Origin of the sequence: Streptomyces sp. NPDC004126, assembly GCF_050275515.1 — a bacterium.
In the GTDB taxonomy this organism is placed as follows: Bacteria; Actinomycetota; Actinomycetes; order Streptomycetales; family Streptomycetaceae; genus Streptomyces.
The window spans coordinates 234,324-249,720 of record NZ_JBNNPF010000002.1; the positions used below are offsets into that span (position 1 = coordinate 234,324).

Sequence of the window (15,397 nt, forward strand, 5' to 3'; positions counted from 1 at the left end):
CCGCACAGCCTTGTGCGGGAACGTTCCCGCATCAATACTCGCTCCATCCCCCAGCGCCCGTCACTACACCCGTAAAGGGGTGGGTCTGCATGCGCATGCCCCGGACCACCGCGTTTCTCCTCTGTACCGCCGTCCTCGCGGCCACCGCCGGCGCCTGTTCCGGCGCCGCCACCCCCAAGGCCTCCGGCGGCGCCGGCTTCGAGGTCACTCCGCTCTCGCCGCCCGCCCAGGGCCCCCTGGACTCCTTCACCTGGTCCCTGTACGCCGAGCCCTACACGCTCGACTACGCCCTCGCGTACGACTACCCGCCGAACACCGTCCTCGCCAACGTGTGCGAGCAGCTCATGCGGGTCACCCCCGACATGCGGATCGAGCCCGGCCTCGCGGTGAAGTTCGACCGCCCCGACCCGCTCACGCTGGTCTACACCCTGCGCCCCGACGTGAAGTTCCACGACGGCACGACCATGACCGCCGACGACGTGGTCGCCTCCCTCCAGCGCCAGATGGACCCGGCGACCGGCTCCCCCTGGGGCTCGGCGTTCAAGAACGTCAAGGCCGTCGAGAAGACCGGCCCGCTGGAGGTGACGCTCCGCCTCACCAAGCCCGACGTCCTGCTCCACGAGCTGATGGCCGCCTCCCCCGGCACCGTCGAGAGCGCCGCCACCCTGGCCAAGGCCGGCAAGGACTACGGCACCCCCGCGGGAAAGGTCAACTGCACCGGCCCGTACTCCCTCGACACCTGGTCCCAGGGCACCGGGATCACCCTGAAGAAGCACGGCGCGTACTGGGACCCCGGGCTCGCCCCCAAGTCCGACACCGTGAAGTTCACCTTCGTCGAGGACGTGGCGGCCCGCACCAACGCCTTCCTGTCCGGCACCGCCGACGGCGGGTACATGGTGGCCCCCGCCACGATCGGACAGCTGCGCTCCGGCAACAAGGGCAGCGTCCTCTTCGGCCCCAACACCGCCGCGTCCAACCTCGCCGTGCTCGACTTCGGCGGCCCGCTCGGCGACCTGAAGGTGCGCAAGGCCCTCTCCCTGGCGCTCGACCGGAAGAACATCGTCAAGGCCGCGGCCGGCGGCATCGGCGTCCCCGCCAAGGCCCCCGCGGCGCGCGGCGCGTGGGCGCTGGCCCCGGAGAAGACCGCCGCGCTCCACGACAGCCTGCCCGAGCCCGGCTACGACGTCGGCGCCGCGAAGAAGCTCGTCCAGGAGGCCGGTGCCGCCGGCCGCAAGATCACCCTGGTCACCAGCACGCTCGCCCCCGAGATCAGCGTCGTCGCCAACGCCGTGCAGGCCACCGGCAAGGAGATCGGCCTCGACGTGGAGCTGAAGTCCGTGGCCCCCGAGGCGTACAGCAGCATCTTCGTCGACCCGAACGCCCGCGCCGGCCTGGACCTGGTCATCACCAACGGGTACGACAACACGCCCGACCCGCTGGAGTTCTACCAGTACCTGCGCACCGGCGACTTCGGGAACTACGGCAACTGGACCAACGCCGAGTACGACGCCGCCTTCGACCGGGCCAACGCCGAACCCGACGCCGCCAGACGTGCGGAGCTGACCGCCGAACTCCAGGGGATCGCGATGCGCGAGCTGCCGGTCATCCCCCTCTACGAGGCGCCCTACATGGTCTTCCTCGGCAAGCGCGTGACCGGCGCCCCGACCGGGATCGCCCAGCTGTACTACCCGTGGGCCGCGACGATCGGGGCCTCCGCGAAATGACGCGCTACCTCGTCGGACGCACCCTCGGCCTGCTGGCAGTGCTGCTCGTGACCTCCCTCGTGGTCTTCGGCAGCATCCACCTGGCCCCCGGCGACCCGGTGTCGTTCCTGCTCCACGGCCGCCCCGCGACCCCCGAGGCCGTGGCGGCCCTGCGCTCCCAGTACCACCTGGACGACCCGCTGCCCGTCCAGTACGCCAAGTGGCTCGGCGGCGTCCTCCAGGGCGACTTCGGCAGCTCCGCCCAGTTCCACCAGGACGTCTCCGCGCTCATCGGATCCCGGCTGCCCGGCACCGCCCTGCTCGTCGGGTACGCGGCGCTGCTCGTCGCCCTCGTCGGCGTGACCGCCGGGGTCCTCGCCGCGCTGCGGCCCGGGCCGCTGGACCGGGCGGTGCTCCTCGGCAGCGGAGTCGCCACCGCCACCCCTTCGTTCGTGACCGCGATCGCGCTCGTGTCCCTGTTCTCCGTCCGCCTGGGCTGGTTCCCCGGCCCCGGCGGCACGCCCGTCGGACTCCCCGAGAAGCTGTACCACCTGACCCTGCCGGCCTTCGCCCTCGCGCTGACCTTCGCGGGGCTGCTCGCCCGGGTGACGCGCTCGGCGATGCTCGACGAACTCGGCCGCGAACACGTCGAAGTGGCACGCGCCCGCGGCGTCCCGGGACGGACCGTCGTCCGCCGCCACGTCCTGCGCAACGCGCTCGGCCCGGTCGTCACCGTCGGCGGCACCATGCTCGCCGGACTCCTCATCAGCACCTCGATCGTCGAGACCGCCTTCGACGTGCCCGGCCTCGGCTCCCTGCTCGTACAGTCCGTCACCGCCAAGGACTTCGCCGTCGTACAGGCGATCACCCTGCTCAGCGTGGGCGCCTTCGTCCTCGTCAACCTCGCGGTCGACCTGCTCGCACCCCTCATCGACCCCCGGCTGTCGCTCCACGGGGAAGGCCCCTCATGACCACCACCGCTCCGACGGAGCCCGCGGTCCTGCGCCGCAGGCCCGGCCTGCGCCCCCTGCGCCTCCTCGCCCAGGGCCCGTTGTTCACCGCCTCGGTCGCGGTGCTCGCCGTCCTCGTCCTGATCGCCGCGCTCGCCCCCGTCCTCGCCCCGTACGACCCCGAGGCCCTCGACCTCACGGCGAGCCTGGCCGGAACCACCGGCGAACACCTCCTCGGCACCGACCAGTCCGGACGGGACGTCCTGTCGCGGCTGATGTACGGCGCCCGCACCGGGCTGCTCGGCCCGCTGCTCGTCGTCGGCGTCTCCACCCTGCTCGGCACCCTGCTCGGCGTGGTGGCGGCCTGGCGGGGCGGCTGGGCCGACTCCGTCCTGTCCCGCTCGATGGACATGGTCTTCGCGATCCCCGGACTCCTGCTCGCGATCCTGCTCGTCTCCGTCGTCGGCTCGGGGATGACCGCGCCCGTGATCGCGATGGCGGTGGCCTACACCCCGTACGTGGGCCGCCTGGTGCGCGGCATCGCGCGCCAGGAGAAGGCCCGCCCGTACATCGAGGCCTACCGGGTACAGGGCTGGTCCGGCTGGACCGTGTGCCTGCGCCACCTGCTGCCCAACATCGCCGCCACGGTCTTCGCCCAGTCCGCGATGAACTTCGGGTACGCGCTGATGGACCTCGCGGCGCTCTCCTACCTCGGCTTCGGCGTGCAGCCGCCCACCGCCGACTGGGGCGCCATGATCAACGAAGGCCAGGCGGCCGTCCAGCAGGGGGCGATGCTGCCCGCCCTCGCGCCTTCCGCGTGCATCGTGCTCGCCGTGGTGGCGTTCGGCATCGTCGGCGAGGGCCTCGCCGACCGGATCGCGAGGCGGAAGCGGTGAACCTCATGAACGAACAGCGGGAACAGAAGGACGCGACTGCGGTCCTGGAGATCGACGGGCTCGGGGTCCGGCTGCCCGACGACCGGGCCGGGCGGCCGATCCTGGACGGGGTCGGCCTGCGGGTACGGCCCGGGGAGAGCGTCGGCCTCGTGGGCGAGTCGGGCTCCGGCAAGTCGGTGGCGTGCCGCAGCGTCCTCGGGCTGCTGCCCGCGGGAGCACGCACCAGCGGCGAGGTCCGGGTCGCCGGCCGGGACGTGCTCACCATGAGCCGCTCCGAGCTGGCCGGACTGCGGGCCCGGCAGGTCGCGATGGTCTACCAGGACCCGCGCGCCTCCGTGAACCCGCTGCGCCGGGTGGGCGACTTCCTCACCGAAGGGCTCCGCGCGGCCGGGACGCCGACCGCCACGGCGGACGCGCGGGCCCTCGAACTCCTCGACGCGGTCGGCATCCGGGACCCGCGCGGCGCCCTGCGCCGCCGCCCCCACGAGTTCTCCGGCGGCATGCTCCAACGGGTGGTCATCGCCGCGGCGCTCGCCGCCGAACCCGCGCTGATCGTCGCCGACGAGCCGACCACGGCCCTGGACGTCACGACCCAGGCGGAGATCGTCGGACTCCTCGCCCGGCTGCGGGCCGAACGCGGCACGGGCCTGCTCTTCGTCACCCACGACCTCGAACTGGCCGCCACCGTCTGCGACCGGGTCTACGTGATGTACGCGGGCCGGATCGTGGAGACGCGCGGCACCGACGAACTGTTCGACCGGCCGCGGCACCCGTACACGGCGGGGCTGCTCGCCTGCACGCCCGGCATCGAAGCCGGCTCCCCCGCGCCCCGCCCCATCCCCGGACGTCCGGTCTCCCTGGCCGAGGCCCCGCCGGGCTGCGCCTTCGCCGCGCGCTGCGCGCACGCGCTGCCGCGCTGCTCCGAGGAGGAGCCCGCACTCACCCGGCACGGCGACGGACTCGCCGCCTGCCACCGTGCCGACGAAGGGATCACGCTGTGACCACCTCAGCGAAAGGAGGACCGACCGCCCTGGGACTGGTCGTCGAGGGACTGCGGAAGACGTACGGGGACCACACGGCGGTCGACGGCGTGTCCTTCTCCCTGGCGCCCGGGGCCTCGCTCGCGATCGTCGGGGAGTCCGGCAGCGGCAAGACCACCACGGTCCGGATGCTCGTCGGCCTGGAACGCCCGGACGGCGGGACCGTCCGCCTGGACGGCCGCGACCGCTCCGCGCTGCCCCGGCGGCGTGCGGAACGGCTGGCCAGGGCCCGGGAGATCCAGATGGTCTTCCAGGATCCGTACCTCTCGCTCGATCCCCGGGTGACCGTCTCCGGATGCCTGGACGAGGTGCTGCGCCTCCACACGGATCTCGACGCGGCCGGCCGCGGCACCCGGGTCACCCGGCTCCTGGACCAGGTCGGCCTCGGCACGCGCGAGGCCGCCGCCCTCCCCCGCGACCTCTCGGGCGGCCAGCGGCAGCGCGTGGCGATCGCCCGCGCCCTTGCCGTGGAGCCCCGGGTCCTCGTCCTCGACGAGGCCGTCGCCGCGCTCGACGTGTCGATCCAGGCGCAGATCATCGAACTCCTCGGCCGGATCCGCAGGGCATCGGGGATCGGCTACCTGTTCGTCACGCACGACCTGGCGGTGGTCCGGCACATCGCCGACGAGGTCCTCGTCCTCAAGTCCGGCCGCGTCGTGGAGTCGGGCCCGGTCCCGCGGGTCCTCCAGGCCCCGGAACATCCGTACACCCGGCTCCTCCTGGACTCCGTGCCCCGGCGCGGACGGTTCCCCGCGGGCCGGTGACCGCGTGCTGACGCTTCGTCGGCACCGGGCCGGCCGGGCCGCGCTCAGCGGTGCGGGCGGGCGATGTGCATCCAGGTGTGGATCCAGCCCTCGGACTCCCGGCCCGCGGGGTCCTCGCCCCTGGCCAGGACCGCGGCGACCACGCGGGCCCGTTCCGCCTCGTCGGTGAAGCGGCGGTGCCGGTACGTCGCCTGCGAGCGTCGGTCGGTCAGGCCGTACGACCGCAGCGCGGCCGCCACGGGCCCGTAGTCGTGGTGGCGCACCACGGCCGAGGCCACCGCGGCACGGCCGTCGGAGGCGGCGGCCAGGGGGCCGTAGGTGCGCGGCGTCAGGAAGCTGCTGCCGCCGGTCACGGTGATCAGCGACGCCCCGGCAGCGGCCCGCAGCAGGCCCTTGCTCGGCTCGGCGCCCTCGGTTTCGAGGTTCTCGGCATAGCCCTCGGCGAGCAGCCCGGCGGCCAGCGCGTAGTCGACGGCCGGCCGCGAGGCATCGACCCCGACGACGCGCACGGCCCCCGGCAACCGTCGCTCGGCGTAGAACGCCCGGTCCAGGCCGATCAGTTCGTCCGTGCCGAGCCGGGCCACGGCAGGCGAGGTGTAGCGCTCGTACAACTCGTCCAGGGTGACGGCGCACGTCAGCAGCGCCGCGTTCACCCCGTACGAGCAGCACAGGTCGAGCACCGTGTGCGGCCCCGGCCCCAGCTCCTCCAGCAAGCCCTTGAACAGGCGCTGGGCATGGTGCGGGCTCTGGTACTCGTACGGGCGCAGCGCGCTGAAGTAGCCGCGCGCGTCAGGCAGGGAGTAGACCTCGTCGAAGCCGGTCATCAGGGCGGCGGCCATCCGGTACCTCCAGCTGGTGGGCGTCGGCCATTGTGAACCCCTGCCCGGGTCCCTGCACAGGGGACGCGTACCCGTTCCGGCCACGGAGCGGTAAAGGCCGCTCCTGCCCGTCTCCGTCGGCCTCGGCCGGCTGCCGCCACAGCGCACGCATCAGCCGCGCCGCGTGATTCGCAGCGGCATCTCCTTGGGGCTGAGGGTGATGGCGGTTCGGGTGGCGACCTGGAATCCGGGGACGAGGTCGAGCTGCCAGCGTGAGCAGATGGCGGCAATTGCCAGCGTGGCCTCGATGGTTCCGAAGGTGTCGCCGATGCACTTGCGGGCGCCCGCGCCGAACGGGACGAAGGAGTCCCGGGGCATGTGGATGCGCTCCCGGCCCTCCCAGCGGCAGGGGTCGAACCGTTCGGGTTCCGGATAGGCGACCGGATCGCGCTGCAGGACGTAGGGGCTGTAGGCGACCGTGTCGCCGACCGTGACCCTGTGCCCTCCGAGGAAGGTGTTCTCCGTGACCGTCCGGGTGAAGAGCCATCCCGGCGGGTAGAGCCGGAGGGTCTCGGCCACGACGCGCCCGATGAGCGGCAGCCGTGAGACGTCGTCGAGGGAGGTGCGCGGGCCGCTGACGGCGCCGTCGACTTCCGCCTGCACGGCCGTCTGGACCGAGGGGTGTCGTGCGAGGAGGTACAGGGCCCAGGTCAGGACCAGGGCCGTGGTCTCCATGCCCGAGATGAAGAAGCCGACGACCTGGTCGCTGATCTCGCTGTCCGAGAGGCCGTCCTCGGGCGCCACGGGGCAGCCGGCCCCGGGCGTCGCCGGGATGCGGGAGGAGAGGAGGACGGACAGCAGGTCTCCTTGGTCCTCGCCGGACTTGCGGTGGTGGGCGATGATCTCGTTGATGGAGCGGCGCAGACGGTCGCGGGAGATCTGGTGGCGGCGGTTGCCGAGTACCGGAAGTTTCTTGATCGACGGTGGCATGAAGACCTGGCGGAAGGCGCCGACGTTCACCACGACCGAGTCGTCCGTCATCTCCTCGACGTTCACCGAGGGCGGCAGGCTCGAGAACATGGTGGCGACCGCCACGCGGCCGGCGATGCCGTACATCGCGGCCAGTGCGTCGATGACCTGGCCGTCCTGCCAGCCGGCGATGCCCGCTGAGATCTGTTCGGTCATGGCGTGTGCGTACCGCTCGATGCGGTCCCGGTGGAAGGCGGGCTGGGTGAGTCGCCGCTGGCGCCGGTGCGCGCGGTGCGGGCACATGCCGAGGCTGTTTCCGAGGACTTCGCGGAGGCGCTCGAACATGGGGCCGCCTTTGTCGAAGGCCCGCTCGTTCAGCAGCATCTCGTGGGTGAGTTCGGGCGTGCAGGCCACTGCGGTGTGGAAGGGGCCCACGCGGATCCGGACGAGGTCTCCGTACACGGGAAGGGTGCTCAGGAAGCGCAGTGGGTCCCGGGCGAACGGGATGACGTGCCCGAGTACCGGGACGGCCCCGGGGGCTTGGGGGGCGGGGGACGGCATGGGCGGACCACATCCTCGGGTGTGCGGGACGACTGGTGGCGGAGTCCGCCGACCGGTGCGGCTAATTCTCGGGACCGGGCTGGGCGGCCGTGTCGGGGTAGAACTGCCGTGCCCACTTGCGGTAGGGGCCGATCGGGCCGTCCCCAGGGGCGAGGCGGGGAGGGTCGGTGTAGCGTTTCGCGGTCCAGATCGGCAGGTCCGCGCTGGTGTCGGAGCTGAGGGCGCGGAGGTTGAGCCAAGTGGCGGTCCAGCACGCCAGGCGGGCGGCGGAGCGCGGGAGGCGGCCGAGGGGACCTTCGCCGGGGTGGACGGCCATGGCGGTGCCGACGAGGAGTTCCACCTGCCAGGGGGCGGTGGGGCGGGGGGAGACGACCACGTCGACGCTCAGACCGCGCACCGGCACGCGCAGCTCCAGGTGGATGAAGCCGAGGCCGTGGAAGGTGAAGGCGATGTCCGCGGCGATGGTCCCGAGCGGCGGGTAGCGGCGGGTGACGGTCAGGGCCAGGGACAGCTGGTGTTTGTCCGCGACGGGAGGTGTGTGCATGTCGATGCCGGTGAAGCCGTGCAGGGCTTCGGCATGGCCCGAGTCGACGGTGTTCTCGCCGGTCTCCTGCGGGTGGGAGGCGACGGTGGTCCGTGTGAAGCGCATGTCGTGCGCCGGGACGCGCAGGAGGGGTGGGATGGTCCAGGCCGGCGGTCGGTTCGGGTCGTGGCCGTACCAGGCCAGGATGACACCGTTGACCTCCTCGCAGTCCAGGACGGCGAGGCGTTCTTGGACGGGCAGGCCGGTGTATCCGGGTCCCGCGCAGACCGCGGTTCCGGTGGCGTCGAAGGCGAATCCGTGGAACGGGCAGACGATCGTCTCCCCTGCGACGCGGCCCCCGTGTCCGAGATGGGCACCCAGGTGCGGGCAGTAGGGGCGGGTCGCGCGGACGCGGCCGCGGGCGGTGCGGTAGACGACGACGTCCTCGCCCATGAACCGGCGGATCACGACCTGGCCGGGCTTGACGTCGCGGGACGGGGCGAGCACGAACCAGCCTTCCGGGTAGGGCAGGGGTGGCTCTCCCCGCGCGTACGGGGACTCGGGGGCCGGCGGCCGGGGAGGACGGATGCGCCACTGCGACATGTGGGGGACCCTTCGTGCGGAAGCCGTGGTCTACCGGGCGAACAGGGCGTCGGCCATGAGGCGGATGGCCTCGGGCCGGCTCAATTTGGGCTGCCCGCGCAGGGCGGCCCGGGTGGTGGGGCGGGCTATGGCCAGCAGTGCCGAGTAGCAGCTGCGGGCCGTGCCGGGGGGCAGGAGTCCGACGCAGCGGTCACCGGCGCGGAGGCGGACCTCGATGTGGCGGGCCAGGTCCTCCTCGCTCCATCCGTCGGGCAGGAGCTTGGCCCGGCGGACGGGGTCGCCGGCGCAGACCTGGAGGATGTGGACGGCTTGCAGGCCGCGGAAGAACGTGATGGTCAGGTCGGGGTCGATGCGGGTGCCGTCGTGGTGGAACCACAGGTCGCTCATCAGCAGGCCGACCGACCCGAAGACGCTGTAGGTGTAGTGGTCGAGATCGCCTTCGGTGTGTACCTGCCAGTCCCGGCGGACCCACTCGGCCATGCGCAGGGCCATGGCCGCGGTCTCCTCGCGGATACGGGCGCGGGTGGGCGGCGGAGCGTGGTCGAGCCATTCGGTCAGCCGCCGGCTGACCTCGGGCAGGTCCGCCGCGTGGGGTGCCAGGACGGCGGTGACGGCCTGGGCGGGGTCGCTTGTGCAGAGGGCACCGGCGATGTCGGTGAGCAGCCGGATCCGGGTGGCGGGCGGGAGGGTGGGGTGGTCCTCGATCTCGTCGACGGCGCGCAGGCAGAGATTGGCCGCGGTGGTGGAGTGCCGGATGCCGGGAGGCAGCCACATGATCGGTACGGCGAAGGTGCGGGCGGTGGCCCGCAGCATGGAGAGGGGGTCGTGGGAGGCTCGTACGAGTGCGGTGGTCACAGCGTCTCCTTGTTGGGCTGCCGGTCCGGGCGGGTCAGAGCCAGGTGACGCCGAGGTGTTCGGCCGCGAGTACGCCGGAGCGACATCCGTCCTCGTGGTAGCCGCCCATGGAGTGGTAGGCGCCGGCGAAGGCGATCCGGTCGTCGGAGATCTCCCGCAGGCGCTGTTGCGCGGCTGCGGTCCGCGGGGTGAGGACGAGGTGTTCGTAGGTGAGCTCGGCGTGGCGGTGGTCGGGGGCGATGAGGTGGGCTTCGCCGTTGTAGGTGGCGATGTAGGTGTCCTGTTCGGAGATGCCCTGGGTCAGGCTGAGTTCGAGGCTGACGGCCTGTTCGGTGGTGCTCGGCTCGCAGGTGGTGCGGCGGTAGTTCATGAGCCGGTGCATGTCGGTTCCGACGGCCAGCAGGGAGGTGTCGGTGTGCAGGACTCCCGTGTTGGTGGTGTATTCGACCGCGCCGAGCAGCTCGGCCTGGAGGTCGGTGGGCTCGGCGAGCATGTTCAGGGCCTGACGGGGGTGGGTGGCGATGACGGCCTTGTCGAAGGCGTGCACTGCTCCGGTGCGGTCGCGCACGTCGACGCCGTCTGCGGTACGTCGGACTTCGTCGACGGCGGTGAAGAGGCGAACGGCCGACAGCCGCGCGGCGATGGCGTCCAGGTAGCTCTTGGTGCCGCCCACCACGGACCGCCATCCGGTGTTGCCGTTCAGGAGTCCGTGCTGGTTCCACACGTCGAACATGGCGCGGAGCGAGAAGCGGCGGACCTGCTCGGCGTACTGGGTGTTGTTGGTGACCATGGCGGGCATCAGCAGGTGCTCGACGTAGTAGGAGGAGTACGCGCCGGCATCGATGAAGTCACCGATGGTGTGGTCGTCGGAGGTGCTGGTGAGGGCGGTGAGGAGGTCGGTGGTGAGGCGTGCGGCGTCGTCGGTGAACCGTTTCCACTCCGGTTCGGCGACGCCGGGCGGGCGGGGCGGGACGGCCTGGAGGTCGTGGGCCTCGGGGTTGGCGAATCCGCAGGCGGTGCAGGTGACGCTGAGGGTGATAGGACCGTGGTCCCGTGTGGCTGTGCCGAGTTCGCCGAAGAGCCGCATCAGGGTCGGGTAGCTGGCCGGGCGGACGATCATCACGGCGCTGTCGACCACGACGGTCTTCCCGGACGGGGCGGGGATGAGGTGCGTGTGGGCGTGGCCGCCCAAGCGGCTGCCGGCTTCGAACAGGGTGACGTCGTAGGCGCGCTCCAGGAGGTAGGCGGCGGTCATGCCGCTCACACCGGAACCGATCACCGCCACGCGTTTCCTCGCCATGGACAGGGGTCCCCTTTCGGTGGGTTCGCGGAACAGGGGTGTGACGTCTCTGCGGATCAGGCGTGGGGAGCGTTCTCCGGGACCTGCTCGGTGCGGCCTCCGGGCAGCTGTGAGCCTGGGTCGCTCCGGCCGGCCCGGGGTGTCCTGTCATTGATCAGGAAGCCCAGGTGGAGGGCGAGCAGGGCGATGCCGACGCTGGCCAGGGCGAGCACCGCCATCAGCCAGGACGGGGCGTCGGCCACACCATGGCCCAGGGTGACGGGCCAGCCCGCGAAGTCCCCGAAGGCCGTGAAGACGGTCCCGGCGAACGGCACCAGGAGGAAGAGCCTGCGGCCCGTGAAGTACGGGGCGGCGCGGTACAGCAGCATCCCGCTCGCGACGAAGCCGGCGGAGTAGACGAACGGCCAGTTGAACGGGACGCCCAAGACCTCGAAGGGCTGGGCTCCGAAGTAGTCGTAGAGCCCGAGGAACTGCAGGAGGGCGTCGAGGACGAAGTGCACGGCCACCAGGCCCGCGTACAGCCCCCACATCCTGCGCACGCTCCACCGGCGTTGCGTGGCGGCGTACACGGAGTAGGCCATGGTCGCGCCCCACGGTGGAGCGATGATCACGTACCAGAGCAGGATGTCGCGTCCGTGGCTGGAGTACACCACGACGGAGCCGCTGTTGCGTGCCCACTGGCAGTTGGCGAGCAGGTCCAGGACCGGTTCCCCGAACACCGCCACCAGGAAAGCCGCCATCAGGACCACCAGAACGGTGAACTCCCGCCGGTCGAGCCTCCTGACGCCCCAGACCGCGACGAGGACGAGCCAGAGAACCGATCCGACGGTGACGAGAAGCTCGACCGTCGGGGAGAGTGGGGGCAGCGAAGGGGGATTCATTCTTTCCATCTCTCTTTCCGCCCGCGCGGAACGGGGGTCCGGATGCCGGACGGGCGCATGGCGAGGCGGTCGCGCCCGGCGTACGGCTCGTTCAGGCAGGATCGGAATAGAACTGCTGCGCCCAGCGGCGGATGAGGGGGATGTGCTGTTCCCCTTCGGTGACGCGCTGGTGGTGCAGGAAGGTCCGATCGGTCCAGATGGGCCCGTCGCGTTCGATCTGCCGGCCCGAGGTGTAGCCCGCGAAGGTCGTGAGCAGCCGGTTGACTCCGCGGACGAGCGTCGCGGGGGTGCCCTTCGGCAGGGTGACCTGCGCTCGGGTGGTCGTCATTCCGGTCACCTCACGGCCCTTGCGGGGGGTGTGCGCCCCGATGGCGAGGACACGGGCGTTGACAGCGGGGATCTTGATCTCTCCGATCACCAGGTTCGGGCCGTAGAAGGTGAGGGTGGAGTCGACGCGGTTCTTCTCCGTCCTGAACCAGAAGTCCGTCAAGAACAGGCGTTGGGTGATCATGTGGCCTTCGGCCTTCGGCTCACCCGCGGGTTCCGCGAAGGTCCCGTCGTGGACGAACGCGAAGTGGGTGTAGTCGTGGGCGTTCTCGATCATGTCGATGGGATGGGCCCGGTAATTCAGGACCCAGGTGTGGGTCCCCTCGTAGCCGCTGGTGTCAGCCTCGGGGACCTCCCACGTGGGCGCGGCGCCGGTGTGGTGCACCCAGACGTGCACGAAGCCGTTGCGCTCCCGGACGGGATACGAGGCCAGCTGGGCCTTGGGCGGGCGAACACCGCTGCCGGTGCGGACGCAGTGGCCGTCGGGGGCGAAGGCGAAGTGGTGGAACGGGCAGACGATGTCGTTGCCGCGGACGAAGCCGCCGCCGAGGTCGGCTCCGAGGTGCGGACAGACGGGGTCGACGGCACGGGGCTGCCCGTCGGCGGTGCGGTAGAGCAGGACGGGGCGGCCCGCGACATGGGTACGCAGGGTCTTGCCCCGGCGGAGCTCGGTGCTGAACGCGGCGGCGTACCAGGTGTTGGGGTATCCGGTGGCGATGTCGTTCTCGGTCAACTGGCTCTCCTCTGCCGCGCGCCGGGGCCGGCCGGTCCTCCGGCATTCCGGACACGCGTGTGCTGGGCAGCGACTGATGCGCGGACGTGCTCATCGCCCGAGGGCGTGCCGCGCCGTGAGCGGGGCGGTCCCTGGCGGTCAGGCCGATCTCCATACGGTCTGGTCGGCGAGCCCCGTCAGGACGGCGCGGACGGCGCCGGGCAGCGGCAGCGCTTCCAGTACGGTCAGGGCCCGTTCGTGGCGGGCGCGGATCATGTCCTCGACCAGCTGCTCGGCTCCCGTGGCCCGCAGCACCCCGCGCAGGGTGTCCGCGTCCTCCTTGCCGAGGTGCGGGTGACCGTACAGCGCGCGCAGCGTCCGCGCCTGCGTCGGTTCCGCGGCCCGCAGAGCGAGGGCGACCAGAACGGTGTGCTTGCCCTCGCGCAGATCGTCCAGCGCCGGTTTGCCGGTCGCCGTCTGGTCACCGAAGGTGCCGAGCAGGTCATCGCGGAACTGGAATGCCTCTCCGAGCGGGAGAGCGAAGTCCGAGAGGCGGCTGAGGAACTCGTCGTCGGCACCCGCGAGAGCCGCCCCGATCTGCAAAGGCCGTTCGGTGGTGTACTTCGCGGTCTTGTTGCGCACGATCGCCAGAGCCTGGTCCAGGTCCGTGCTGGGCCGTCCGGTCGCCGACAGGTCGAGGTACTGCCCGTACAGCACTTCGGTCCGCATCAGGTCGACCAAGGGGACGACGCGGCGGCGCTGGTCCGGATCGAGACCCGACTCCGGCCGGTGGATGAGTTCGTCGGCCCAGATCAGGGCGAGATCACCGGCGAGGATCGCCGCGCCCACCCCCACGTCGTCGGCGGCCGCGGCCGTGCGGCCGGGGCGGTGGCGGCCGGCCAGGGAGCGGTGCACGGTGGGGCGCCCCCGGCGGGTGTCCGAGTGGTCCATCACATCGTCGTGGATCAGGCAGAAGGCATGGAACATCTCCAGGGAGGCCCCGATCTGGACGGCCGATGTCGTAGGCCCCGCCCCGCCTGCCGCGTGCCAGCCCAGCACGCACAGCAGGGGACGGATGCGCTTGCCGCCCGCGTTCAGGAACTCCGCCACCGCCAGGGGAACGTCCAGCGGAAGTCCCTGTACCTGAGCAAGCGCCTTCTTGGCGTCCAGGAAGGTGTCCAGGACCGTGGCGACCTGCCGCCGCACGAGGGAGGGGTCCAGGTCCTCGGGCTCCGGCGGCAACCCTGTGGCCCGCGCGAGCGTGGTCATGGACGGCCAACCCCATCGTCGTGGGCCGCGCCCCCAGGCAAACCGGTCATCGTCAGGAGCCACCCCTTCAGCAGGCTCCCGGACAGAGGGAGCGCCACCTGCCCGCAGCAGGCGGATCATCAAGGCATTCCAGACATCCCCAGCGGCCACACACCCATGCGCAGTACGGAATCGACCTCAGGCGCACATGGGTGCACACACGTGCGCACGGGTGCACACGGGTGCGTGTGGCCCCTCGCCCCACTCCCGTCCGCTCCCGTCCGCGCGTGGCGGGTGCCACGTCGCGGACGTCACGGAAAGTGCTGATTCTGTTACGCTTCGCCACACCCCCACACCCACCTTGGAGTGAGCAATCATGCTCGGAACCGTGCAGCGCACCAACATGAACCGCATGTTCGACACCATCGACGTCAGCGGTGACGGCGTCATCAGCAAGGCCGACTTCGAGATCATGGCGCAGCGCGTGCGCGGCATGAGCCCCTCCATGGACGCGGACCTCGCCGCCGAGATCGACGACGCCTTCGACGCCTGGTGGGAGGCGATCCGCGTGGCCGCCGACGCGGACGGCAACGGCGAGGTCAGCCGCGAGGAGTTCGTGGCCGCCATCGAGAACGGCCTGGAAAACGATGCCGACTACGGCGACACGATGGTCCGGCACGCCGAGTTGACCTTCCGCGCGGCCGACGAGGACGGCGATGGCCGGCTCACCCCTGTCGAGATGGAGCGGATCTACCGCGCCTTCGGCCTCAACGAGCAGTTCAGCGAGGACGTGTTCGCCCGGATCGACCTCGACGGCGACGGCTACGTCAGCGTGGACGAGTGCGTCCGCGCAACCCGCGACCTCTACAGCAGCAACGACCCCCAGTCGCCCGGCGCGATCGTGTACGGCCCCCACAACTGACCCACCGCCTCCGTCGCGCGCGCGATGCAGGCAGCCTCGCGGCCCCCGGCTCCCTGCCCACCGGCGGGGGCCGCACCGTCGGGCACGGTCGGGCCTCTTCTCGCGTTCCGGCACCGGACGCACGAAAGGCCGTTCTCTCGTGGATGAGAGAACGGCCTCCGACTTGCGTTTCCGCGAAGTCGGGACGACAGGATTTGAACCTGCGACCCCTTGACCCCCAGTCAAGTGCGCTACCAAGCTGCGCCACGTCCCGTTACTGCTTCGTGCCCCTCACCTGGGGTTTCCCCCTCGTGCCGGGCACATGCAGAACATTACCCCACGCTGA

The 15,397-nt window shown here is 71.5% G+C and carries 14 protein-coding genes and 1 tRNA gene; 6 read left to right on the plus strand and 9 right to left on the minus strand.

All coding sequences use genetic code 11. From position 1 onward, the window contains the following. Nucleotides 1-89: 89 nt before the first annotated feature. From ACQKM2_RS03580 to ACQKM2_RS03600, 5 genes are read left to right on the plus strand one after another with little or no spacing between them, the layout of a single operon-like run. Nucleotides 90-1,724 carry an ABC transporter substrate-binding protein gene (locus tag ACQKM2_RS03580; protein ID WP_427706118.1) on the plus strand — a complete coding sequence of 545 codons (1,635 nt, stop codon included), beginning with the start codon at nt 90-92 and terminating at the stop codon, nt 1,722-1,724. Further along, nucleotides 1,721-2,674, plus strand: coding sequence for an ABC transporter permease (locus ACQKM2_RS03585; protein ID WP_427706120.1), 954 nt, complete (start codon nt 1,721-1,723; stop codon nt 2,672-2,674). The genes ACQKM2_RS03580 and ACQKM2_RS03585 overlap by 4 nt, the downstream gene beginning before the upstream one ends. Continuing rightward, nucleotides 2,671-3,549: an ABC transporter permease gene (locus ACQKM2_RS03590; RefSeq protein WP_427706122.1), complete on the plus strand. Its 879-nt coding sequence runs from the start codon at nt 2,671-2,673 to the stop codon at nt 3,547-3,549. Before ACQKM2_RS03585 ends, ACQKM2_RS03590 begins: the two co-directional genes overlap by 4 nt. Before the next feature lie 5 nt (nt 3,550-3,554). Beyond that, complete coding sequence (locus ACQKM2_RS03595; protein WP_427706124.1) at nt 3,555-4,550, plus strand: ABC transporter ATP-binding protein; 996 nt, start codon at nt 3,555-3,557, stop codon at nt 4,548-4,550. After that, nucleotides 4,547-5,353 carry an ABC transporter ATP-binding protein gene (locus ACQKM2_RS03600; RefSeq protein WP_427706126.1) on the plus strand — a complete coding sequence of 269 codons (807 nt, stop codon included), beginning with the start codon at nt 4,547-4,549 and terminating at the stop codon, nt 5,351-5,353. The genes ACQKM2_RS03595 and ACQKM2_RS03600 overlap by 4 nt, the downstream gene beginning before the upstream one ends. Before the next feature lie 44 nt (nt 5,354-5,397). Here ACQKM2_RS03600 and ACQKM2_RS03605 read toward each other — a convergent pair whose 3' ends face one another. The 8 genes from ACQKM2_RS03605 to ACQKM2_RS03640 all read right to left on the minus strand — a co-directional run bounded on the left by ACQKM2_RS03605 (nt 5,398) and on the right by ACQKM2_RS03640 (nt 14,171). Next, nucleotides 5,398-6,192 carry a hypothetical protein gene (locus tag ACQKM2_RS03605; RefSeq protein ID WP_427706128.1) on the minus strand — a complete coding sequence of 265 codons (795 nt, stop codon included), beginning with the start codon at nt 6,190-6,192 and terminating at the stop codon, nt 5,398-5,400. A 150-nt stretch (nt 6,193-6,342) separates the two neighbouring features. Next, nucleotides 6,343-7,701 carry a cytochrome P450 gene (locus tag ACQKM2_RS03610; RefSeq protein WP_427706130.1) on the minus strand — a complete coding sequence of 453 codons (1,359 nt, stop codon included), beginning with the start codon at nt 7,699-7,701 and terminating at the stop codon, nt 6,343-6,345. Between the two features lie 61 nt (nt 7,702-7,762). Beyond that, entirely contained in the window at nt 7,763-8,827 is a 1,065-nt protein-coding gene (locus ACQKM2_RS03615; protein WP_427706132.1) for a Rieske 2Fe-2S domain-containing protein, read from the minus strand. Nucleotides 8,828-8,857: 30 nt separating this feature from the next. Then, nucleotides 8,858-9,682 (minus strand): squalene/phytoene synthase family protein, encoded by an 825-nt coding sequence (locus tag ACQKM2_RS03620; RefSeq protein ID WP_427706134.1) that lies wholly within the window; start codon nt 9,680-9,682, stop codon nt 8,858-8,860. A 34-nt stretch (nt 9,683-9,716) separates the two neighbouring features. Further along, nucleotides 9,717-10,982 (minus strand): FAD-dependent oxidoreductase, encoded by a 1,266-nt coding sequence (locus ACQKM2_RS03625; RefSeq protein ID WP_427706136.1) that lies wholly within the window; start codon nt 10,980-10,982, stop codon nt 9,717-9,719. A 56-nt stretch (nt 10,983-11,038) separates the two neighbouring features. Beyond that, nucleotides 11,039-11,863 carry a hypothetical protein gene (locus ACQKM2_RS03630; RefSeq protein WP_427706138.1) on the minus strand — a complete coding sequence of 275 codons (825 nt, stop codon included), beginning with the start codon at nt 11,861-11,863 and terminating at the stop codon, nt 11,039-11,041. 91 nt (nt 11,864-11,954) lie between these two features. Continuing rightward, the gene (locus tag ACQKM2_RS03635) at nt 11,955-12,923 is read right to left on the minus strand and encodes a Rieske 2Fe-2S domain-containing protein (protein ID WP_427706140.1); all 969 of its coding nucleotides are present in this window, start codon (nt 12,921-12,923) and stop codon (nt 11,955-11,957) included. Between the two features lie 138 nt (nt 12,924-13,061). Further along, on the minus strand, nt 13,062-14,171 hold the full coding sequence (locus ACQKM2_RS03640; protein ID WP_427706142.1) for a polyprenyl synthetase family protein: 1,110 nt from the start codon (nt 14,169-14,171) through the stop codon (nt 13,062-13,064). 355 nt (nt 14,172-14,526) lie between these two features. Here ACQKM2_RS03640 and ACQKM2_RS03645 point away from each other — a divergent pair, with 355 nt between their 5' ends. Beyond that, nucleotides 14,527-15,072, plus strand: a complete 546-nt coding sequence (locus tag ACQKM2_RS03645; protein ID WP_427706144.1) for an EF-hand domain-containing protein — start codon at nt 14,527-14,529, stop codon at nt 15,070-15,072. 179 nt (nt 15,073-15,251) lie between these two features. Here the strand turns inward: ACQKM2_RS03645 and ACQKM2_RS03650 are convergent. Further along, a tRNA-Pro gene (locus ACQKM2_RS03650) sits at nt 15,252-15,325 on the minus strand. Between the last annotated feature and the right edge of the window lie 72 nt (nt 15,326-15,397).